The sequence below is a fragment of the Aurantiacibacter hainanensis genome, from assembly GCF_036321025.1.
In the GTDB taxonomy this organism is placed as follows: Bacteria; Pseudomonadota; Alphaproteobacteria; order Sphingomonadales; family Sphingomonadaceae; genus Alteraurantiacibacter; species Alteraurantiacibacter hainanensis.
Map to the genome: position 1 here is coordinate 1,529,318 of NZ_JAZAPB010000002.1, position 19,341 is coordinate 1,548,658.

Here is a 19,341-nt window from a genome sequence, read left to right on the forward strand (position 1 = left end):
GGATTTATGCCGATGCCATCACCCGGTCAACGAGAGAGGCGACGGCGCCCACATCCGTGTATCGCAAGCCAGCAACGCCCTGCCCCCCGTCTGCGGGTCCGAAAGCCCTCGCAAAGCCCAGTTTCGCCGCCTCCTTCTGCCGCACGTTGCCGTGGGCGACGGGGCGCACTTCACCCGAAAGCGCCAGTTCGCCGAACCACACGGCGTTAGCGGGCAGCGGCTTGTCCGCCAGCGCGCTGACGAGCGCGGCGGCCACGGCCAGGTCGGCCGCGGGATCGGACAGGCGATAACCGCCGGCCACGTTCAGGTAGACTTCCGCGGTGGAAAAACTGAGGCCGCAGCGCGATTCCAGCACCGCGAGCAACATGGCGAGTCGCCCGCTGTCCCAGCCCACCACGGCCCGGCGCGGCGTTGCGCCCGATTGCAGGCGCACGATCAGCGCCTGGATTTCCACCAGTACCGGCCTGGTGCCTTCCAGCGCGGGAAAGACCGCCGCACCGGCAATCGCTTCCTCGCGTCCGGAAAGGAAAAGCGAGGACGGGTTGCCCACCTCGTCCAGCCCGTGGCCTTCCATTGCGAAGACGCCGATCTCGTCCACCGCGCCAAAGCGGTTCTTCAGACAGCGCAGAATGCGATACTGGTGGCTGCGTTCCCCCTCGAAGCTCATCACCGTGTCGACCATGTGTTCAAGCACGCGCGGACCGGCGATATTGCCGTCCTTGGTGACATGGCCGACCAGAACCAGCGCCGTGCCCCGTTCCTTGGCAAAGCGGATCAGTTCGAACGCACTGGCGCGCACCTGGCTGACGGTGCCGGGCGCGCCTTCGATCATGTCGGAATGCATGGTCTGGATGGAATCGACCACCAGCAGTTGCGGAGGCTCGTCCTGGTTCAGCGTGGTGAGAATATCGCGCACCGAAGTCGCGGCTGCCAGCTTCAGCGGAGCTTTCGAGAGGCCAAGCCGTGCGGCGCGCATGCGCACCTGGCCGGTCGCCTCCTCGCCGCTGACATAGACAGCTGTCCCGCCTTCCTGTGCAATCTTCGCGGCAGCCTGCAACAGCAGCGTCGATTTCCCGATCCCCGGCTCTCCGCCCATCAGGATGGCCGCGCCGGGCACAAGCCCGCCGCCCAGTGCCCTGTCGAACTCGGCTATTCCGGTGGAGCGCCGGTCAAGCGGCCTGGTCGGCGCATCCAGCGATTCGAAGGCGATCGCTCGCCCTCCGCTGGAGAGGTCGTGCTTGGAAGCGAACTTGGTGTCGGGTGCGTCCTCGACCAGGGTGTTCCACTGCGAGCAATCGCCGCACTGACCCTGCCAGCGACTGGCGACGCTGCCGCATTCGGTGCAGATGAAGCGTTTCTTCGGCTTGGCCATGGCCCTGCGTTAAGCGGAACAGAAACGGAACACAAGCCCCGCGACAGTCCTAGTGCCCGTGGGCGTGGCCTTCCAGGCTCTGCCATACGCTGGTGACGAAGGCGTCGTCGGAAATAAAACCTCCCTCGGCATTCACGAGCCCGGCGACGGGGCGCCTGGCTATCGCGTCCTCGAGGCTGACTCCGCTTTCGCGCAAGGCTTCGATCCGGCGCACCCCTTCCGCGATCATGGCGTGGAAGGCGACGAGATCCGACCGCGTCGCGAGCTCTCCGTGGCCGGGAATGATGACCGTGTCCTCGTCGATCATGGCAATCACCCGCGACAGGGAGGACAGCAGTTGCTCCACGTTCCCGCCGCTGCCGACATCGACGAAAGGCCAGCCGAGCTGGTGCATGAACATGTCGCCCATGTGCACGACGTTAGCGTCTCGCCAGAACACCACCGTGTCGCCGTCGGTGTGGCCGCCGCCAAGGTACATCAGGTCGATCGTGTCGCCGTTGGCATTGAAGGTCATGCCCTGGTCGTAGGTTATGATCGGCAGGGCTTCCGGTGGTGCGGGAGGGGTCACGTTGCCAACCACGGTGCCGCCTTCCGCCAGGCGGATGCGCACGTTGTCGTGCGCGACGATGGTTGCACCGGCATTGCCGAAATTCTCGTTCCCGCCCGCGTGGTCGAAATGCCAGTGGGTGTTGACGAGGAAGCGCGTGGGCGTTGCACCCAGGTCCGCCACGGCCTGCTGTATCCGGTCGGTCAGTTCCGCGAACTGGTCGTCGATCAGGATCGTGCCGTCATCGCCGTGGCTGACGCCGATATTGCCGCCGTTGCCATAGAGAACGGCAATGCCCGGCGCGATTTCGACAGCGGTGATTTCCACCTCGCTCATGTCCTGCGCACCGACCGGCGAGGCCGCTACCCCGATCGCGGCGGCGGCAATGACTGCGTGTAACCTCATGCTTGGTCCCTCCCCTGTTGACGATCATCCTATCGCCCCGTGACAACCGCGTCGAGCGCCTAGGCAAGCCGTCTGCCATCTGCCATCAACGGCCCCGATGCGGCAGAAAGAACTCAGGATCGCACTGGTCTGCTATGGCGGCGTCAGCCTGGCGGTCTACATGCATGGCGTCACGAAGGAGATATGGAAGCTGGCCCGTGCCAGCCGCGCCTTCCATGCCGACGTCGAGGAGAACGTGACAGGCGTCGAGGCTGTCTACCTCTCGTTGCTGCGCCGCATAGAATCGGAGCGCGACCTTCGCCTGCGCGTGCTGCCGGATATCGTGACGGGCGCGAGCGCAGGCGGCATCAACGCGGTCTTTCTCGCCCAGGCCATCTATTCGGGGCGCAGCCTCGAGCCGTTGACCGAACTGTGGCTGAAAACTGCCGATGTCGAAAAGCTGATAGAGCCTGAAGCCCGGCCCTGGTCCCCTGCCGCCCGCGCCTACATGCGTCCGATCGTCTGGTATCTGACCCGAGCGCCCGGCAACACGGTTTCCGAAACCGTTTCGGCGGAAACCCGCTCCGAAGTCCGCCAGAAGATTTCCAGCCTGGTGCGGGGGCGCTGGTTCGAACCGCCCTTTTCGGGGGCGGGGTTCAGCCGCCTGATTCACACGGCCCTGAAGGCCATGGAAGATGGACCGGTTGAGAATCCGCTGCTGCCCGCGCGGCACCCGCTGGATCTGCTGGTGACGGCCACCGACTTTCGCGGGAGGCTGGAAACCCTGCGCCTCAACAGCCCGCCAAAGGTGGAGGAGCCGGAGCATCGCATGCCCATCGGCTTCCGCGCCCATACCCCGCTCGAAGGCGGACAGAACCTGGCACAACTGTGCGAATTGACCTTTGCCGCGCGCGCCACCGCCAGCTTTCCCGGCGCCTTTCCGCCGCTGCGCCTTTCCGAAATCGACGAGGTGTGCGGCGGCAAATGGCCCGATCGGGAACGGTTCCTGAGGCGGATCATGCCCACTCATGTCGAGCGCGGCACGACGGAGCATGTCGCCCTCGTCGATGGATCGGTCCTCAACAACGCGCCTTTCGAAGGCGCCATCGAGGCGCTGACCGTCAGGCCCGCGCAGCGCGAGGTTGACCGGCGGTTCGTCTACATCGATCCTTCCCCGCGCCGCTCTCGGACCGAGCAGGGCGAGGCGGTGAAGCCTGTTGGCTTTTTCGGCGCCATCGCCGGCTCGCTATCCGCCATTCCGCGCGAACAGCCGATCCGCGACAACCTCGAACTGCTGGAAGAGCAGACACGCGAGGCGGAGAAGCTGCGCAAGATGGTGGCAGCGTTGCGACCGGAGGTCGAAGGGGCGGTGGACCGTCTTTTCGGGCGAACGCTGTTTCTCGACCGCCCCAACCGCAAGCGACTGGCCAACTGGCGCGGAAGGGCGCAACAGGCCGCCGCCGAAGACGCCGGATATGCCTTCCATTCCTATGCGCAGGCCAAACTCAGCGGTATTCTGGACAGGCTGGCGGACCTGGCGCTCAAGGCGGCCAACAGCCCCGATCTCGCCGATGTCCCGACCATCGCGTCGCGCCTCCGCGAGGAGACGGAGAGGCGCGGCATGACGAGCCTGAGCGCCGACCGGGGCGGCGGAGCGAGCGACGTGGCCATCGGCTTCTTCCGCGACCACGACCTTGCCTTCCGCATCCGCCGCCTGCGCCTGCTCGCCCGCCGCCTCTCGCGCGACTGGGAGCTTGATCCCGATATTTCGGACGATGGCCTGCAGGATGCCCGCGACGCGGTCTACCGCGTGCTGACCCTCTATTTTGCCAAGGAGGACCCGGAGAACCTGGGCCTGGATTTCGAAGGGATTGCCGCGCGGGTGATGGATGAACCCGGTGCCTTCCTGGATGCGCTGGCAGAGCGCCGCGCCCTGCGGGAAACCGACGAGGCGTCCGAGCAGGTGCTGTGCGAGGCGCTGGAGTCCATGCCCAAGGATCTGCGGCGGCGCGTGCTTCTGGCCTATCTCGGCTTCCCGTTCTACGACGTCGCCACCCTGCCCCTGCTTCGCAACGAAGGCCTGACCGAATTCGACCCGGTGAAGGTTGACCGCATCAGCCCGGAGGATGCCGTCGCCATTCGCGATGGTGGCACCGCGGCGACTCTGCGGGGGACCGAGTTCTTCAATTTCGGAGCATTCTTCAGCCGGGCGTATCGCGAGAACGACTACCTGTGGGGACGCCTGCACGGGGCGGAGCGGATGATCGACCTGGTCTGTTCGACGGTTCCGGGTGGGTACGACGCCGCGGATTGTCTTGCCACGAAACGCGATGCCTTCCTGGCGATCTGCGATGAGGAGGAAACACGCGACAACTGCGCCGCCTACCTCGTGGACTCGCTGCGGCGGGAGATTATCGCAAAGCTGGGTTAGGCGGCCAGATCCATTTCCATCAGAGGTGGAATCCATTCGCAGGCCTGCTGCATGGCTAGCCGGTATTCAACCCTTGCATAGGCCGTATCCAGAACGGCCCTGACATCCTCCAGCGACGTGCGTGGATCGTTGTTGAAATCGCGCAGCCTGTGGGCGTAGTCGCGGCCCGGCGTCGCATCCTGCAAGGCCAGCCGCACTTCCTGCAGTCCGGTCCGGCGATGCTGATAGCTGCCCGTCGCATCGATGGAGGCGAATTGCAGGGCGCAGAACAGGCTGATCGTGGCATCGGCGCGTGCGCACTGTCGATCATCCTGCCAATCCCACAGATCCTCTGAAGCAAGCATGGCCGCCGCGCTTTCGATGATCGAGAGGTCGAGCGAATCGACCACCCTCTCCCGGCTTCCCAGCAGGGCAAGGCCCCGCTCCAACTGCGCCATTTGCTCCGGTCCTGGCTCGCTTTCGGAAACGGTCGAGAGGATCTCCTCTGCCGTCTCGATGATCGCCAGCTCCCGGTCGCGCATGTCGGCGTAGTCAATCGCGCAGGAACGCGGACCGGTGGACGGCGTGGCGGCGCAGGCTGGCAGCATGGCGGCAAGGCCAAGAGCGCCAGCCAAGCGCCGCCCTCGGCTATCCGCCCAGGGCATCTTTCAGCTTGTTGAAGAAGCCGCGGCTCTCCGGACATTCCTCGCCCGTTTCGGTTTCCCGGAATTCGCGCAGGATTTCCTTCTGGCGGCCGGATAGCCTGGTGGGCGTTTCCACCATGACCTCTACCACCAGGTCGCCGCGTCCGCGCCCTTGCAGCACCGGCATGCCGGCCCCGCGCTTGCGCAGCTGCCGGCCCGACTGGATGCCGGACGGGATATCGATCGCGTGCTTCTCGCCGTCGAGGCCGGGTATCTCGATGGTGTCACCCAGCGCAGCGGTCGTGAAGCTTATGGGAACGCGGGTGAACAGCGAAGTGCCCTCACGCTCGAACACCGCGTGGGGTTGGACGTGGACGAAGATGTAGAGGTCGCCCGAAGGGGCGCCCATCGGCCCGGCCTCGCCCTTGCCCGAAAGCCGGATGCGGGTGCCGTTGTCGACCCCGGGCGGCACTTCCACCGTCAGCGTCTGTTCCTTGTCGACGCGGCCCTCGCCGCGGCAGGATCCGCACGGCTGTTCCAGAACCTCGCCGCGACCGCTGCATGTGGGGCACGGACGTTCGATGACGAAAAGGCCCTGCTGCGCGCGTACCTTGCCGTGGCCATGGCACAGTTCGCAGCGACGGCGTCCGGTGCCCGGTTCGGCGCCCGATCCGTTGCAGGTGTCGCACTGGGCGGCAATCTCGACGGTGATCTCGTCTTCCTTGCCGTGAAACGCCTCTTCCAGGCTGACTTTCATGTCGTAGCGCAGGTCGGCGCCCCGGCGCGGACGGGCTCGACCGCCTCCGCCGCCGCCGAAGGCGCTGCCGAAGATGGTTTCGAATATGTCGCCGAGATCGGCGAAATCGGCCCCGGGATGGCCGCCGCCACCATTCATGCCCTGCTGGAAGGCCTGGTGGCCATAGCGGTCGTATGCGGCGCGTTTCTGCGGGTCCTTCAGCACTTCGTAGGCGGCGCTGCAGGCCTTGAACCTGGCCTCCGCTTCGGAGTCGCCGGGATTGCGATCCGGGTGATACTTCATCGCCATCTTGCGATAGGCGCTCTTCACCGTCGCGCCGTCGGCATCCCGGGAAACGCCCAGCAATTCGTAGAAATCAATATCGGTCGCGGACATTCGTGATCCCCTAAAGCGTACCGCCACCGGCGCTTGCGGCGTCGGTGGCGGACTGCTTTTTCATCGTTCGGATTACGACTTGTTCTCGTCGTCCACTTCCGTGAACTCCGCGTCGACTACCTCTTCCTCCTCGCTGGGAGATTCGGTGTCTGCGGAAGCCGCGGCGTCGGCTGCGGCATCTGCGCCGGAAGCCTGATCCTTCTCGTAGATGGCCTGGCCCATCTTCATGGCGACCTGGGTCAGCGCCTCGCTCTTCGCCTTCATGGCGTCGATGTCGTCGCTTTGCAGGGCCTCCTTGGCCTCCGACACGGCGGTTTCGATCTCGCCCTTCAGGCCGGAATCGATCTTGTCGCCGTTCTCTTCCAGCTGCTTCTCGGTCGCGTGGACCAGGCTGTCGAGGTTGTTGCGGACTTCGGCGGCCTCGCGGCGCTTCTTGTCCTCTTCGGCGAACTTCTCGGCGTCCTGCACCATCTGTTCGATATCGGTGTCGGAAAGGCCGCCCGATGCCTGGATGCGGATTTGCTGTTCCTTGCCGGTGCCCTTGTCCTTGGCAGACACGTTCACGATGCCGTTGGCGTCGATGTCGAAGGTCACCTCGATCTGCGGGACGCCGCGCGGTGCCGGCGGAATTCCGACGAGATCGAACTGGCCCAGCATCTTGTTGTCGGCAGCCATTTCACGCTCGCCCTGGAACACGCGGATCGTCACCGCGCCCTGGTTGTCCTCGGCGGTGGAGTAGACCTGCGTCTTCTTGGTGGGGATCGTGGTGTTGCGGTCGATCATGCGGGTGAACACGCCGCCCAGCGTTTCGATACCCAGCGACAGCGGGGTAACGTCCAGCAGCAGCACGTCCTTCACGTCGCCCTGCAGAACGCCGGCCTGAATGGCGGCGCCCATCGCCACGACTTCGTCCGGGTTCACGCCGGTGTGCGGCTTGGAGCCGAAGAACTCTTCCACGACCTGGCGAACCTTGGGCATGCGGGTCATGCCGCCAACCAGGATCACCTCGTCGATGTCGTCCTTGGAAACGCCGGCATCTTCCAGCGCCTTCTTGCACGGATCCAGCGTGCGCTTCACCAGGTCGCCGACCAGCTGCTCCAGCTTGGAGCGGGTGATGGTTTCCACCAGGTGCAGCGGCGTGGAAGATCCGTCTTCCATGCGCGCGGTGATGAAGGGCAGGTTGACTTCGGTCTGCTGCGAGCTGGACAGCTCGATCTTGGCCTTTTCAGCCGCTTCCTTCAGACGCTGTAGCGCAAGCTTGTCCTTGCGCAGGTCCATGTTTTCCTTCTTCTTGAACTCGTTCGCCAGGTATTCGACGATCGCGCTGTCGAAATCCTCGCCGCCCAGGAAGGTGTCGCCATTGGTCGACTTCACCTCGAACACGCCATCACCGATTTCCAGGATGGAGATGTCGAAGGTACCGCCGCCAAGGTCGTAGACGGCGATGGTCTTGCCGTCTTCCTTGTCGAGGCCATAGGCCAGCGCCGCCGCGGTCGGCTCGTTGATGATCCGCTCCACCTCGAGACCGGCGATCTGGCCGGCGTCCTTGGTCGCCTGGCGCTGCGCGTCGTTGAAATAGGCGGGGACCGTGATCACGGCCTTGGAAACGGTTTCGCCCAGATAGCTCTCGGCGGTTTCCTTCATCTTCTGCAGGATGAAGGCAGAAATCTGGCTGGGCGAATATTCCTCGCCACCGGCTTCCACCCATGCATCGCCGTTCTTGCCCTTCACGATGTCGTAAGGGACGAGATCCATGTCCTTCTTGGTGGTCGGATCGTCGAACCGGCGACCGATCAGGCGCTTGATCGCGAACAGGGTGTTGTCGGGATTGGTGACTGCCTGGCGCTTGGCCGGCTGACCGATCAGTCGCTCGTCATCCTTGGTGAAGGCGACAATCGAGGGCGTCGTGCGCGCGCCTTCGGAATTCTCGATAACCTTGGGCTTTCCACCCTCCATCACGGCAACGCAGCTGTTGGTGGTTCCGAGGTCGATACCGATAATCTTGCTCATAATTCCCCATCTCTTAGAGTGTTGGACGCTGCACTGTCGGCCTCCCGATCCCGCGGCGAAGCCATTCGGCAGCTCGATAAAAGCTGTGTAACGATGGCGGATATAGGAGTGCTTTTGCTTGGCACAAGGGAACGCGCGGACTAGAAATCCGACCAGAGTTCGAGAGGGGAATATGATGAATAGCAAGAGCATTCTCGCGGCTGCGGCTGCGCTTGGCATGGTCATGGCCACGACAGCCTGCGGCGGCGAAACGCAGGAACCCGTCGATGCAGAGCCCGATGCGCCTGAAGGAATTACGGTCAGCGACGCGTGGATGGCCATGCCCGCCGTCGCCGGAAACCCGGCCGCCGTCTATTTCGAGATCGAGAATGCGAGCGAACGCAATCGCATGATCCGCGCGGCCCACGTGGCCGGAGCGCAGAGCGCGGTTCTGCACCAGATGGGCACCTGGAACCTCGAGCCTTCGATGGACGAACTGATGCAGCTCGACGTGCCCGCGGGCGAGACGCTGGCGTTCGAGCCGGGCAGCTATCACGTGATGGCGATGGATCTCGACGATACGCTGGAAGTCGGCGGGGAGGCGGAAGTCACGCTGACTTTCGTGGGCGGCGACAAGGTCAGTTTCCCGGCACAGATCCGCGCACCGGGCGACGCTCCGGGCGAGGAAGCAGAGGCGGAATGACGAAGGTCCGCCCGCGCGCATGACCGAAGCGAGCCCGGCCCCCTGCCCCATCGGCGGCGAAAGACCGCTGGGCGCAGGCGAGGTCGTGCTCGCCCGGTCCATGTTCGGCGACGCCGTGGACTATGGAAAGGTCCTCATCAGGCGGCGCAAGTGGGCGTTTTTCCAGCCCAGGCGCATCACGATGGCTCCGCGCGGGCATATCCATTTCCATCCGCTGGGCGAGGCCTATTGCGAGGATTTCGCCACCGCCTCGATCAACCGGCAGGCGCTCTTCATCCACGAGATGACGCATGTCTGGCAGACGCAGACGCGCGGCGACTGGTACCTCGTGCTCAACCGCATGCCCTGGGCAAGTTACGACTACACGCTGAAACCGGGCTGGCCGCTGACCAAGTACGGCATCGAGCAGCAGGCCCGGATCGTCGAGCACGCATTCCTGCTGCGCAATGGATTCAAGCTTGCAGGCGTGGCAGACCCTGCCGCCTACGACGTGCTGGTGAATTTTCCCGGGGCGAAGCGATAGGAGACAAGCATGGCTCACGAAGTGGATCACACCGCGATACTGGACCGCCACGCGCAGGCGCGCGGCGAGGTTCGCAATATCTGGCAGCAGATCGACGCGACGAAGACCGCCCATCTCGTCGTCGACATGCAGAACGGCTTCGTTGCCGAAGGCGCACCTGTCGAAGTTCCGCATGCGCGCGAAGTGGTGGACGAGATCAACCGTCTGAGCCGGGCAATCCGCGCGGCCGGCGGGGTCAACGTGTTCCTGCGTTTCACTACGCCCGACCCTGACGGACCCGCCGCCTGGCCGATATTCGCCGAACGGATGCTGGACGGGATCGGTGCGCATCGGGACGCCTTCACACCCGGCGCCGATTACTGGGAGATGTGGCCGGGCATCGAGATCGAGGACAGCGACCTGCTCGTCGACAAGCACCGTTTCAGTGGTTTCACGCCCGGAACCAGCGAGTTGCACGACGTTCTTCGCGAACGGGGGATCGAGAACCTGATCATTTCCGGCACGCTGACCAACTGCTGCTGCGAGAGCACTGCGCGCGATGCGATGCAGCTGAACTACCGCGTCGTCATGGCAGTCGATGCCTGTGCAGCGCTAAGCGACGAGTCCCACGCCGGAACGCTGGACAGCATGGCGCTGATCTTCGCCGACCTTCGGACGGTGGAGGAAATCGAGGATATGCTGACGCGGAAATGAAAGGGCGCCGCCGGTTGGATCGGCGGCGCCTCTATGCATTACCAGTAACGCGCGTAACGGTCGTTGTAGCGGCAATCGTCATCGACATAGCGACCATCGCCGTAATAGCCGTCGCACTCGTCGTTCTTGTCGGTGGCGTAGCCGACGACGCCGCCGATTGCAGCGCCGGCCAGGGCGTAGGTCTCGATGTCCTCACCCAGAAGGGCGGCAGCACCGGCACCGGCAGCGGCGCCGGCAAGGCCACCTTCAACCGCGTAATTCTCGGCGCAGGCGCCAAGGCCAAGGGTTGATGCGACCAGCGCAGGGGCAAGCAAAAGCTTCTTCATTGTAAGTCTCCGTTTCTCCCTGTCTGCAAGAAGTTACGGATGAATCGAACGCTGGTTCCGCCCGGTCGCCGGAAACTATTCGGGCTTGCGCGCGACGCCGACCATGCTGGGGCGAAGCAGGCGATCCTTGATCATGTAGCCCGACTGCATTTCCTGCACGATCGTGCCCGGCTCGGCATCGTTGGTCGGCACTTCCATCATGGCCTGATGCTGATTGGGATCGAGCGGCATTCCCATGGCAGCAATGCGACTGATGCCGTGCTGGGTGAAGACCTTGTCCAGTTCCCGCTGGGTGGCCTGGATGCCGGTGACGAGACCCTTGAACTTGCTGTCTTCGCGCAAGTCCTCCGGAATCGCGTCGATGGCACGTGCGAGGTTGTCGGCAACGCTCAGGATATCGCGGGCAAAGCCGGTGGCAGCGTAGTTGCGCGCGTCCTGCACCTCTTTCTCCAGGCGACGGCGCTGATTCTGCGCCTCTGCCTTGGCGTAGAGGGTTTCCTGCTTGGCCGCCTCGAGGTCGCCGCGAAGCTGCTCCAGCGCTTCGGTCAGATCGCCCTCGCCATCCTCCTCCTCGCCCTCGGCAAGCTCGTCGGACAGCATTTCCTCGGGAACGCCTTCCAATTCCTTTTCAGCCGCTTCGTCGCGGTTCTTGTCGTTGTCGTTCATTTGTCTCGCTAACCAAATCTCTTGCCCAGGGAATGGGCGGTGAAGTCCACCATGGGAACCACGCGGGCGTAATTCAAGCGCGTGGGACCGATCACGCCCAGCACGCCGACCACCTTGCCCTCGCGGTCGCGATAGGGTGCGGCGATAACGGACGAGCCGGACAATGCGAAGAGGCGATTTTCAGCGCCGATGAAGATCCGCGTCGATTCCGCCTGCCTCGCGCTGTCGAGCAATTGCGCCACCGACTGCTTGTTTTCAAGGTCGTCGAGCAATTGCCGGACGCGTTCCAGATCGTTCGCCGCGCCTTCGTCGAGAAGGTTGGAGGCCCCGCGCACGATCAGCACAGGGCGCTTGGCCGCGTCCTCGCTCCATGTGGCAATGCCTGCTTCCACCAGCTGGCGACTCGCTTCGTCGAGCTCGCTGCGGCCGGAGGCGATCTCGGCCTGTATCGCCTTCGCCGCCTCCGCCAGCGTGCGCCCCCGAAGCCGGGCGGAGATGTAATTGCTCGCTTCCTGAAGCGCCGAGGCGCTCGCGGCACCTTGCAGGTCGAGCACGCGGTTTTCGACGTGGCCATCCTCGCTCACCAGCACCGCCAGCGCGCGGCTGTCGTCCAATGGTACCAGGTTGATCTGCGAGAGGCGCGCCTCGCGCTGCGGCACCATCACCATACCCGCCGCGCCGGAGAGACTCGAAAGCAGCGCGCTCGTGGTCTCCAAGGCCTCCTCGATCGGACCTGGCTCCGCCAGTTGCTTCTCGATGGCGGCGCGTTCCGCCCGCGTGGGTTCGGCCACCTGCATGATGCCGTCGACGAACAGCCGCAGTCCAAGGTCGGTGGGCATCCGCCCGGCGCTGGTATGCGGCGCGGCCAGCAGGCCGAAGCCTTCCAGTTCGCTAAGGACGGAGCGGATCGAGGCGGGCGACAGGTTCACTTCTCCGCGCTGCGCCAGCGTCTTTGAGCCCACCGGCTGTCCGCTGGCGAGATAGTCCTCGACGACGAGGCGGAAAATTTCCTTCGCGCGGGTTGTCAGTTCGGTGATCGGTGGAGAAGCCATGACAGCGCCCTATCTAGTCGCTAGGGCCGGTCGCGCAAATGCCTCAATCGGAGAATTCCATGCGACCTTCCGGCCGTGCGCCCGACGAAATGCGCGCCATCACCATCGAAACCGGCTTTACCCGGCACGCCGAGGGTTCCTGCCTCATCAGCTTCGGCGATACGCGCGTACTGTGCACCGCCTCGGTCGAGGAGCGCATCCCGCCGTGGCTGCGGGGCAAGGGCCAGGGATGGGTCACCGGCGAATACTCGATGCTTCCCCGCGCCACGCACACCCGCGGCTCGCGCGAGGCGGCGAAGGGCAAGCAGAGCGGCCGCACGCAGGAAATCCAGCGGCTGATCGGCCGGTCCTTGCGCGCCGTATGCGACATGGAAAAGCTGGGCGAGCGCCAGATTACCCTGGATTGCGACGTGATCCAGGCCGACGGCGGAACCCGCACGGCTTCCATTTCCGGTGCCTGGGTGGCGCTGCGTCTTGCGGTCAACAAGCTTATGGAAGCAGGCGCGATCAAGGATGATCCGCTCACCGCCAAGGTCGCCGCCATTTCCTGCGGCATTCACAAGGGCACGCCGGTGCTGGACCTCGACTATGACGAGGATTCGGCTGCGGACGCAGACGCCAACTTCGTGCTGATCGAAGGCGGCCAGATCGCCGAGGTTCAGGCCACGGCAGAGGGCGCGACCTATGACGAGGAAGGTTTGCTCCGCCTGCTGCGCCTAGCCCAGATGGGCTGCGGGGAAATCTTCAAGGCGCAGGACCAGGCCGTAAAATGAGCCGCAAGCTGGGAGGCGGCAAGCTGGTGATTGCCACGCACAACGCGGGCAAGCTTAAGGAAATCGCCAGGTTGATGGAGCCCCACGGGCTCGATTGCATTTCGGCGGGTTCGCTGGGCCTGCCCGAGCCTCCTGAAACCGGGAAGACCTTCGTCGAGAACGCGCTGATCAAGGCGCGGGCCGCGGCGGAGTCTTCGGGCCTGGCCGCCTTGGCCGACGACAGCGGACTGTCGGTGGCTGCTCTCGACGGGCGGCCCGGTGTCTACACCGCCGACTGGGCGGAACGGCAATGGTTCGAGGGAGAGCCGGGCCGCGACTGGTACATGGCCATGGGCAAGGTGGAAGGGATGTTGCAGGCGAAGGGGCCGGACGCCGCGCGCGACTGCTGGTTTTCCTGCGTCCTCGCTCTCGCCTGGCCCGATGGCGAATACGTGGTTTACGAGGGCCGGGCGGACGGCACCCTCACCTGGCCGCCGCGCGGCACCATGGGCTTCGGCTACGATCCGGTGTTCGTGCCGGTAGGCCGCGAGCAGACTTTCGCCGAGCTCGACCCGGAGGAAAAGCACGCCATCAGCCACCGCGCCGATGCCTTCGCCAAGCTGAAGGCCGACCAGTTCGGAACCTAGAAAACCCGCTGGTTGTAGATGTTGCCTGCCGGCCAGTAGCGGCAGACGAGGAAATCGTTGGTCTGCCCGCGTGCGACGGCGCAGCCGATTTCGCGCGTATCGCGCCAGATCACCTGCGTGTAGTGCCCGACGTCGCGCCAGTTGCCGGTCTGGGATACCTGCGGGAAGCTGCCGTTGCGAAAGTGGCGGCGCTCATCGACGAACCCGCCGACCATCGTTTCCGCGCTGTAGTAGCCCGCATGGCCCATCCACAGGTTCTCGCCCGCCCCGGCCCGCTGCGTGCGGTCCGCGTGGATCATCCGGCCCTCGCGCGCAAGGTGCTCCGCCCATTCGTGGGCCTGCCTTGCCAGGCGGTTGCTCCATTCGAGCCGCGGCACGCCCACGTCGGCGCGGGCATCGTTGTGCGCGGCCAGCAGGTCCATTGCGAAGGGGTTGATACGCTCGCGATGCTGGGCGGCCAGCGGAGCGCCGACTGCTGCGAAGATTCCAACGGCCGCAAGTGCGGCGATGACGACCCGTCCTTTTCCCATGCGCCCACCTTGGCTATTGCGCGTTAACGGAGGCTGAAATTCAGGCACATGGCGCGCGCGCTCTACATTCACTGGCCCTTCTGTCTCGCAAAATGCCCTTATTGCGACTTCAATTCGCATGTCCGCGATACGGTGGACGCTAAGGCATGGGAGGCTGGGTTGCTGGCAGACCTGCGCCATGAAGCCGAAGTCGCCGCGGGCGAACCGTTGCATTCGATCTTTTTCGGAGGCGGCACGCCTTCGCTGATGCCCCCTTCCCTCGTCGAGACGCTGCTGGGCGAGGCGGAACGACTGTGGGGTTTCGCGCCGGGCATCGAAATTACGCTGGAAGCCAATCCATCGTCGGTCGAAGCGGCGAATTTCGCATCGCTTGCGTCAGCCGGAGTGAATCGCGTCTCGCTCGGCCTGCAGTCGCTCGATGACGATGCGCTGCAGTTCCTAGGGCGATTGCACGATTCGGCAGAGGGCCTTGCCGCACTCGATACAGCCCGGAGCGTGTTCGGGCGCGTATCGTTCGACCTGATCTATGCGCTTCCCGGCCAGTCGCCCCGCCACTGGAGGGACCAGCTTTCGCGCGCGCTGGATTTCGGGACCGGGCACCTTTCGCTCTACCAGCTGACCATCGAGCCGGGCACGCGCTTTGCCACCGATGTCCGGCGCGGCGGGTTCACGCCGCTGGACGACGACCGCGCGGCCGATCTCTTCGCGCTGACGCAGGAGCTGACGACCGCGGCCGGCCTGCCCGCCTACGAGATCAGCAACCACGCGCGCCCCGGTGAGGAAAGCCGCCACAACCTGACGTACTGGCGATACCAGGACTATGCCGGCATCGGACCCGGAGCCCACGGTCGCCGCTCGGGAATGGCCACGGTGCGCCACAAGAAGCCGGAGAACTGGCTGGATGCCGTGGCGCGCAACGGTCACGGCTTGAAGGAGGAGCGGCCCCTCGGCATGGCGGAGCAGGCGTCGGAAGCCCTTCTGATGGGGCTGCGTGTTGGAGAGGGCATTGACCTTGCCGACCTCGAAAACCGTTTCGGTATCGCCTCCGACAGGCTGATCCTGCACGACAAAGTCACGCAATACGTCGCCCTTGGCATGGCCTGGAGGGATGGAGCGCGGATCGGCGTGACGCCGGAGGGCATGCCGCTGCTCGATGCTCTTCTGGGGGAACTGGTAGCCGACGAACTGGTGTCGGGATGAGCGCCACGGTCCTTCTCGACCAATGGCGCGACCATCTGGCGACGGGGCGGCGACGCAGCCCGCATACCGTTCGCGCCTATGTCGCCACGGCGGAACGATTGCTGCTGGCGCTGGGCCTTTCGGAATGGCGCAGCGTTGCGGACGTGACCACGCGCGACTTGCGCGGCCACCTCGCGGCTCGCCGCGCGGAGGGGATCGGCAATGTCTCCGCCGCGCGCGAACTTTCCGCCCTTAAGGGCTTCATCGGCTACGCGCGCGAGCAGGTGGGCGCCGAACCCGGTACCGCGCCGCGCCTGCGCGGGCCCCGCATCAAGAAGGGCCTGCCTCGCCCCGTTACGCCCGACGAGGCAGTGGGCCTGACCGAGATGGTGCAGGGAACCGCCGCCAGCGACTGGACCGGCAAGCGCGATGCTGCCGTGCTGTTGCTGATGTATGGCGCGGGTCTGCGTATCGCAGAAGCGCTGTCCCTGACCGCAGACGACCTGCCGCTGGGCGAAACGCTGGTCGTCACCGGCAAGGGCAGCAAGCAGCGCGTCGTTCCGTTGATCCCGATCGTGCGCGAAGCCGTGGCGGTTTATGCGCGCGCCTGTCCGCATGAGTTGGAGAGGGGAGAACCGTTGTTCAGGGGCACGCGCGGCGGCGCGCTGTCTCAGGGAACGGTGCAAAAGGCGATGGCGCGGGCCCGGAAAGCGCTGGGCCTGCCGTCAACCGCCACGCCCCATGCGCTGCGCCACAGCTTTGCCACGCACTTGCTGGGATCGGGCGCGGACCTTCGCAGCTTGCAGGAACTGCTCGGCCACGCCAGCCTGGGCTCCACGCAGATCTATACGAAGGTGGACGCTGCCAAGATGCTGGAAGCCTATCGCGACGCCCACCCGCGCGAAAAGGGTTCGAGAAGCGCCGACTAGTCCTCGCTCCGCTCAGCGCGCGGAACCCAGGTGAAGACGCGCCACAGGTAGCCGACGATGGTCAGGGCGATCAGGCCAAGGATGATCCAGCCTATGATGTGCTGCGAATCTTCCAGCCAGTGCCCCAGCCACTCGCCGCCCTTGATCAGCAGCGCGTTCCAAATCAGCGATCCGGCAAAGGTGTAGCCGAAAAAACGCGTCAACGGCATGTGCGCCAGGCCCGCGGGCAGCGAGATGATCGTGCGGAGGAAAGGCGAGAAGCGCAGGAAGAACACCACCCAGTGGCCGCGCTGGTGAAAGAAGACCTGCGCCTTGACGATGTGCTCCCAGTCGACGGTAAGCCACCGGCCCCAGCGCTCCACGAATGGCTCCAGCCGCTGATAGCCCCACTTGTCGCCTATCCAGTACCAGAAGTAGTTCCCGGCCACCGTGCCCAGCGTGCCGATAAACAGCAGTGGCCAGAACTCCATGGAGCCGCGCTGCACCAGCAGGCCGCCGATGCCCATGATCACTTCGCTCGGTACAGGCGGAACGATGTTTTCCAGCGCCATCAGCAGGAAGATGCCGAAGTATCCGCCCTGCTCGATCAGGTCGATGATGAGGGTGTCCATGAGCGAATAACGACAAAGGCGCGTATTCTATCCTCCCCGCGCCGTGGCCACGGGGCCGATCGCGGCGTGTCTCCGCTCCAGCGCGTCCCAGATCATGCCGGGAGTGTTGGTGCCGTTGTACTTGTCGATGGCGACGATCCCGGTCGGACTGGTCACGTTGATCTCGGTCAGCCATTCGCCGCCGATCACGTCGATGCCGACGAAGGTGAGGCCCCGGCGTTTCAGTTCCGGACCCATGGCGTCGCAGATTTCCCGCTCACGCTCGGTCAGCTGACTGGCCTCGGCGGAGCCGCCTTGGGCAAGGTTGGAGCGGAACTCCCCCTTCCCCGGCTTGCGGTTGATCGCGCCTGCCACCTCGCCGTCCACCAGCACGATCCGCTTGTCGCCCTCGGCCACGCTGGGAAGGAAGGGCTGCACCATGTGCGCCTCGGGCCAGGTCTGGTTGAAGACCTCGAACAGGGCGGTAATGTTGGTGCCGTCCTCGTCGATCTTGAAGATCGCCTTGCCGCCGTTGCCGTGAAGCGGCTTCACCACCACAGCGCCGTGTTCCTTCTGGAAATCCAGCACGTCCTCGAGTTTTCGCGCGATCAGCGTGGGCGGCATGAAACGCGCGTAATCCAGCACGAACATCTTTTCCGGCGCGTTGATTACCTCGCGAGGATCGTTGCTCACCAGCGTGGTGCCCTTCAGGCGGTCCAGCAGCAATGCCGCGCTGATGTAGCCGAGGTGAAACGGCGGATCCTGCCGCATCAGCACGACGTCGATGTCCTTGCCAAGGTCGATCCGGGCGAGTTCGCCAGCGGAGAAATGATCGCCCTCCACCCGCTGCACGGTGACCGGCTTCGCCCAGGCGGTAATCCGGCCATCGTACCAGGCCAGCGAGTCCACGTCGTAGTGCCACACGGAATGCCCGCGCGCCTGCGCTTCCAGCATCAGGGCAAAGCTGGAGTCCCCGGCAATCTTGATGCTCTCCAGCGGGTCCATCTGGACGGCTACTCTCAGGCTCATGCTCTCTTCCTCACGGCATCCAGGCGTTTTCGATGTGGCGAGGCTGGCTTCCGGGTGCAAGCAGGATCACGTCGATCCGCAAGTCTTCGCCCTGCCCGGCATATTCGTGCGCCACGCTTTCGGCGGCAGCAGCCACGCGCGAAAGGCGGTATTCGTCGATCGCCAGGTCGAGATCGGCGGCGCGCTGGCGCCATTTCACCTCGATGAAGGCGATCAGCCCTTCGCGCCTTGCGACAAGGTCGATCTCCCCCACCTTCGTCTTGCGGCGGCGAGCGACGATATCCCAGCCCTGCCCTTCCAGCCAGCGCGCGGCTTCGTCCTCGGCCTTGCGACCGCGTTGCTCCGCAAGCTGGCGCTTCATTGCGATTTCAGTTCCATGGCCCGGGCGTAGAGCGCCTTGCGGTCCATGCCGGTAGCCTTGGCGACCTGCGCCGCGGCCTGGGATGGCTTTTCGGTTTCAAGCAGTTCGCGCAGCATGGCCTCGGCATCGTCGGCGTCGTGCTCCACCTCCGGCGGCGGGCCGACCAGCAGCACGATCTCGCCCTTGGGTGGATGCGCCTCGTAATGGGAAAGCAGGTCTTCCGGAGAACCGCTGCGACATTCCTCGTAGATCTTGGTCAGTTCACGCGCCACGGCCACCTCCCGCCCGGGCAACACGCTGGCGATAGCGGCCAGGCTCTTCGTGAGGCGCGGCGCGGTTTCGAAAAAGATCAGCGTCGTGCGAACCCGGCCGAGTTCCTCCAGCACCTCGGCCCGAGCCTTGTCCTTGGGCGGCAGGAAGCCTGCAAACAGAAAGCGGTCGTTGGGCAGGCCCGACATGGCCAGGGCCGTCAGCGGCGCATTGGCGCCCGGCAGCGCGGTGATGGGGATGCCGGCCTCGCGCGCCTCGCGGACCAGGCGAAAGCCCGGGTCCGACACCAGCGGCATGCCCGCATCGCTCACCAGAGCCACCGCACGCTCCCGCATCGAATCGATCAGGCGCGTCCGGTCGTTCGGGGCCGAATGGTCGTCGTAGCGCCAGAGCGGCTTGGATATTCCCAAGTGCCTGATAAGTTTCTGCGTCACCCGCGTATCCTCGCAGGCGATTCCATCGCACCGCGCAAGCACGTCGCTGGCGCGCACGGTGATGTCGCCAAGATTGCCAATCGGCGTCGCGACTATATAGAGGCCGGGAGAAAGAGGGTCGCTTGGTTCGCTCACGATTGCGGCCATGGACCAGGTTCAGCGGAGCAAGCAAGCATGTT

21 protein-coding genes are annotated in these 19,341 nt (G+C 64.9%); 8 read left to right on the forward strand and 13 right to left on the reverse strand.

Annotated features, from left to right (window positions below):
• Positions 1–4: 4 nt before the first annotated feature.
• Together radA and AAA989_RS14860 are read right to left on the reverse strand one after the other, a co-directional pair.
• Entirely contained in the window at positions 5–1,372 is a 1,368-nt protein-coding gene (radA, locus tag AAA989_RS14855) for a DNA repair protein RadA (protein ID WP_338244897.1), read from the reverse strand.
• 49 nt (positions 1,373–1,421) lie between these two features.
• Positions 1,422–2,324, reverse strand: coding sequence for an MBL fold metallo-hydrolase (locus tag AAA989_RS14860; RefSeq protein ID WP_338244899.1), 903 nt, complete (start codon positions 2,322–2,324; stop codon positions 1,422–1,424).
• Between the two features lie 97 nt (positions 2,325–2,421).
• Here AAA989_RS14860 and AAA989_RS14865 point away from each other — a divergent pair, with 97 nt between their 5' ends.
• The gene (locus tag AAA989_RS14865) at positions 2,422–4,734 is read left to right on the forward strand and encodes a patatin-like protein (protein ID WP_338244901.1); all 2,313 of its coding nucleotides are present in this window, start codon (positions 2,422–2,424) and stop codon (positions 4,732–4,734) included.
• Here AAA989_RS14865 and AAA989_RS14870 read toward each other — a convergent pair.
• The 3 genes from AAA989_RS14870 to dnaK form a co-directional block, all read right to left on the reverse strand.
• Positions 4,731–5,348, reverse strand: coding sequence for a DUF6197 family protein (locus AAA989_RS14870; protein ID WP_338244903.1), 618 nt, complete (start codon positions 5,346–5,348; stop codon positions 4,731–4,733). The two genes, AAA989_RS14865 and AAA989_RS14870, sit on opposite strands and share 4 nt — an antisense overlap.
• A gap of 13 nt (positions 5,349–5,361) precedes the next feature.
• Positions 5,362–6,489: a molecular chaperone DnaJ gene (gene dnaJ / locus AAA989_RS14875; RefSeq protein ID WP_338244905.1), complete on the reverse strand. Its 1,128-nt coding sequence runs from the start codon at positions 6,487–6,489 to the stop codon at positions 5,362–5,364.
• Positions 6,490–6,561: 72 nt separating this feature from the next.
• Positions 6,562–8,499, reverse strand: coding sequence for a molecular chaperone DnaK (dnaK, locus tag AAA989_RS14880; protein ID WP_338244906.1), 1,938 nt, complete (start codon positions 8,497–8,499; stop codon positions 6,562–6,564).
• 175 nt (positions 8,500–8,674) lie between these two features.
• Between dnaK and AAA989_RS14885 the strand changes: the two genes are divergently transcribed.
• Genes AAA989_RS14885 through AAA989_RS14895 form a run of 3 tightly spaced genes read left to right on the forward strand, consistent with a single transcriptional unit; the run spans position 8,675 to position 10,397 of the window.
• On the forward strand, positions 8,675–9,181 hold the full coding sequence (locus AAA989_RS14885) for a copper chaperone PCu(A)C (protein WP_338244907.1): 507 nt from the start codon (positions 8,675–8,677) through the stop codon (positions 9,179–9,181).
• Between the two features lie 19 nt (positions 9,182–9,200).
• Positions 9,201–9,704, forward strand: a complete 504-nt coding sequence (locus tag AAA989_RS14890; RefSeq protein WP_338244909.1) for a vgr related protein — start codon at positions 9,201–9,203, stop codon at positions 9,702–9,704.
• A 9-nt stretch (positions 9,705–9,713) separates the two neighbouring features.
• Entirely contained in the window at positions 9,714–10,397 is a 684-nt protein-coding gene (locus AAA989_RS14895) for a cysteine hydrolase family protein (protein WP_338244911.1), read from the forward strand.
• Positions 10,398–10,435: 38 nt separating this feature from the next.
• Here the strand turns inward: AAA989_RS14895 and AAA989_RS14900 are convergent, their stop codons facing one another.
• The 3 genes from AAA989_RS14900 to hrcA all read right to left on the reverse strand — a co-directional run bounded on the left by AAA989_RS14900 (position 10,436) and on the right by hrcA (position 12,441).
• Positions 10,436–10,723 carry a YMGG-like glycine zipper-containing protein gene (locus tag AAA989_RS14900; RefSeq protein ID WP_338244913.1) on the reverse strand — a complete coding sequence of 96 codons (288 nt, stop codon included), beginning with the start codon at positions 10,721–10,723 and terminating at the stop codon, positions 10,436–10,438.
• Between the two features lie 75 nt (positions 10,724–10,798).
• Complete coding sequence (grpE, locus tag AAA989_RS14905; RefSeq protein ID WP_338244915.1) at positions 10,799–11,389, reverse strand: nucleotide exchange factor GrpE; 591 nt, start codon at positions 11,387–11,389, stop codon at positions 10,799–10,801.
• Between the two features lie 8 nt (positions 11,390–11,397).
• Positions 11,398–12,441 carry a heat-inducible transcriptional repressor HrcA gene (gene hrcA / locus AAA989_RS14910; protein WP_338244917.1) on the reverse strand — a complete coding sequence of 348 codons (1,044 nt, stop codon included), beginning with the start codon at positions 12,439–12,441 and terminating at the stop codon, positions 11,398–11,400.
• Positions 12,442–12,500: 59 nt separating this feature from the next.
• Here hrcA and rph point away from each other — a divergent pair, with 59 nt between their 5' ends.
• On the forward strand, positions 12,501–13,214 hold the full coding sequence (rph, locus tag AAA989_RS14915; RefSeq protein WP_338244919.1) for a ribonuclease PH: 714 nt from the start codon (positions 12,501–12,503) through the stop codon (positions 13,212–13,214).
• On the forward strand, positions 13,211–13,840 hold the full coding sequence (rdgB, locus tag AAA989_RS14920) for an RdgB/HAM1 family non-canonical purine NTP pyrophosphatase (protein WP_338244921.1): 630 nt from the start codon (positions 13,211–13,213) through the stop codon (positions 13,838–13,840). Before rph ends, rdgB begins: the two co-directional genes overlap by 4 nt.
• Here the strand turns inward: rdgB and AAA989_RS14925 are convergent.
• On the reverse strand, positions 13,837–14,370 hold the full coding sequence (locus tag AAA989_RS14925; protein ID WP_338244923.1) for a CAP family protein: 534 nt from the start codon (positions 14,368–14,370) through the stop codon (positions 13,837–13,839). The genes rdgB and AAA989_RS14925 overlap by 4 nt on opposite strands.
• Positions 14,371–14,418: 48 nt before the next feature.
• Between AAA989_RS14925 and hemW the strand changes: the two genes are divergently transcribed.
• The gene (hemW, locus tag AAA989_RS14930) at positions 14,419–15,570 is read left to right on the forward strand and encodes a radical SAM family heme chaperone HemW (RefSeq protein WP_338244925.1); all 1,152 of its coding nucleotides are present in this window, start codon (positions 14,419–14,421) and stop codon (positions 15,568–15,570) included.
• A complete protein-coding gene (locus tag AAA989_RS14935; RefSeq protein WP_338244927.1) occupies positions 15,567–16,478 on the forward strand; it encodes a tyrosine recombinase XerC in 912 nt (303 codons plus the stop codon). The genes hemW and AAA989_RS14935 overlap by 4 nt, the downstream gene beginning before the upstream one ends.
• Here AAA989_RS14935 and AAA989_RS14940 read toward each other — a convergent pair.
• Genes AAA989_RS14940 through rsmI form a run of 4 tightly spaced genes read right to left on the reverse strand, consistent with a single transcriptional unit; the run spans position 16,475 to position 19,309 of the window.
• On the reverse strand, positions 16,475–17,089 hold the full coding sequence (locus tag AAA989_RS14940) for a DedA family protein (RefSeq protein WP_338244929.1): 615 nt from the start codon (positions 17,087–17,089) through the stop codon (positions 16,475–16,477). The two genes, AAA989_RS14935 and AAA989_RS14940, sit on opposite strands and share 4 nt — an antisense overlap.
• 27 nt (positions 17,090–17,116) lie before the next feature.
• A complete protein-coding gene (gene gshB, locus AAA989_RS14945; protein WP_338244931.1) occupies positions 17,117–18,097 on the reverse strand; it encodes a glutathione synthase in 981 nt (326 codons plus the stop codon).
• A 10-nt stretch (positions 18,098–18,107) separates the two neighbouring features.
• The gene (locus AAA989_RS14950; RefSeq protein WP_338244933.1) at positions 18,108–18,458 is read right to left on the reverse strand and encodes a YraN family protein; all 351 of its coding nucleotides are present in this window, start codon (positions 18,456–18,458) and stop codon (positions 18,108–18,110) included.
• Positions 18,455–19,309: a 16S rRNA (cytidine(1402)-2'-O)-methyltransferase gene (gene rsmI / locus AAA989_RS14955; RefSeq protein WP_338244935.1), complete on the reverse strand. Its 855-nt coding sequence runs from the start codon at positions 19,307–19,309 to the stop codon at positions 18,455–18,457. The genes AAA989_RS14950 and rsmI overlap by 4 nt, the downstream gene beginning before the upstream one ends.
• Between the last annotated feature and the right edge of the window lie 32 nt (positions 19,310–19,341).

Excerpts from the sequence above, each read along its gene's own strand:
- radA (WP_338244897.1), bottom strand. The coding sequence starts at position 1,372 with ATGGCCAAGCCGAAGAAACGCTTCATCTGCACCGAATGCGGCAGCGTC.
- AAA989_RS14860 (WP_338244899.1), bottom strand. The coding sequence starts at position 2,324 with ATGAGGTTACACGCAGTCATTGCCGCCGCCGCGATCGGGGTAGCGGCC.
- AAA989_RS14865 (WP_338244901.1), top strand. The coding sequence starts at position 2,422 with ATGCGGCAGAAAGAACTCAGGATCGCACTGGTCTGCTATGGCGGCGTC.
- dnaJ (WP_338244905.1), bottom strand. The coding sequence starts at position 6,489 with ATGTCCGCGACCGATATTGATTTCTACGAATTGCTGGGCGTTTCCCGG.
- dnaK (WP_338244906.1), bottom strand. The coding sequence starts at position 8,499 with ATGAGCAAGATTATCGGTATCGACCTCGGAACCACCAACAGCTGCGTT.
- AAA989_RS14885 (WP_338244907.1), top strand. The coding sequence starts at position 8,675 with ATGAATAGCAAGAGCATTCTCGCGGCTGCGGCTGCGCTTGGCATGGTC.
- AAA989_RS14890 (WP_338244909.1), top strand. The coding sequence starts at position 9,201 with ATGACCGAAGCGAGCCCGGCCCCCTGCCCCATCGGCGGCGAAAGACCG.
- AAA989_RS14895 (WP_338244911.1), top strand. The coding sequence starts at position 9,714 with ATGGCTCACGAAGTGGATCACACCGCGATACTGGACCGCCACGCGCAG.
- AAA989_RS14900 (WP_338244913.1), bottom strand. The coding sequence starts at position 10,723 with ATGAAGAAGCTTTTGCTTGCCCCTGCGCTGGTCGCATCAACCCTTGGC.
- grpE (WP_338244915.1), bottom strand. The coding sequence starts at position 11,389 with ATGAACGACAACGACAAGAACCGCGACGAAGCGGCTGAAAAGGAATTG.
- hrcA (WP_338244917.1), bottom strand. The coding sequence starts at position 12,441 with ATGGCTTCTCCACCGATCACCGAACTGACAACCCGCGCGAAGGAAATT.
- rph (WP_338244919.1), top strand. The coding sequence starts at position 12,501 with ATGCGACCTTCCGGCCGTGCGCCCGACGAAATGCGCGCCATCACCATC.
- rdgB (WP_338244921.1), top strand. The coding sequence starts at position 13,211 with ATGAGCCGCAAGCTGGGAGGCGGCAAGCTGGTGATTGCCACGCACAAC.
- AAA989_RS14925 (WP_338244923.1), bottom strand. The coding sequence starts at position 14,370 with ATGGGAAAAGGACGGGTCGTCATCGCCGCACTTGCGGCCGTTGGAATC.
- hemW (WP_338244925.1), top strand. The coding sequence starts at position 14,419 with ATGGCGCGCGCGCTCTACATTCACTGGCCCTTCTGTCTCGCAAAATGC.
- AAA989_RS14935 (WP_338244927.1), top strand. The coding sequence starts at position 15,567 with ATGAGCGCCACGGTCCTTCTCGACCAATGGCGCGACCATCTGGCGACG.
- AAA989_RS14940 (WP_338244929.1), bottom strand. The coding sequence starts at position 17,089 with ATGGACACCCTCATCATCGACCTGATCGAGCAGGGCGGATACTTCGGC.
- gshB (WP_338244931.1), bottom strand. The coding sequence starts at position 18,097 with ATGAGCCTGAGAGTAGCCGTCCAGATGGACCCGCTGGAGAGCATCAAG.
- AAA989_RS14950 (WP_338244933.1), bottom strand. The coding sequence starts at position 18,458 with ATGAAGCGCCAGCTTGCGGAGCAACGCGGTCGCAAGGCCGAGGACGAA.
- rsmI (WP_338244935.1), bottom strand. The coding sequence starts at position 19,309 with ATGGCCGCAATCGTGAGCGAACCAAGCGACCCTCTTTCTCCCGGCCTC.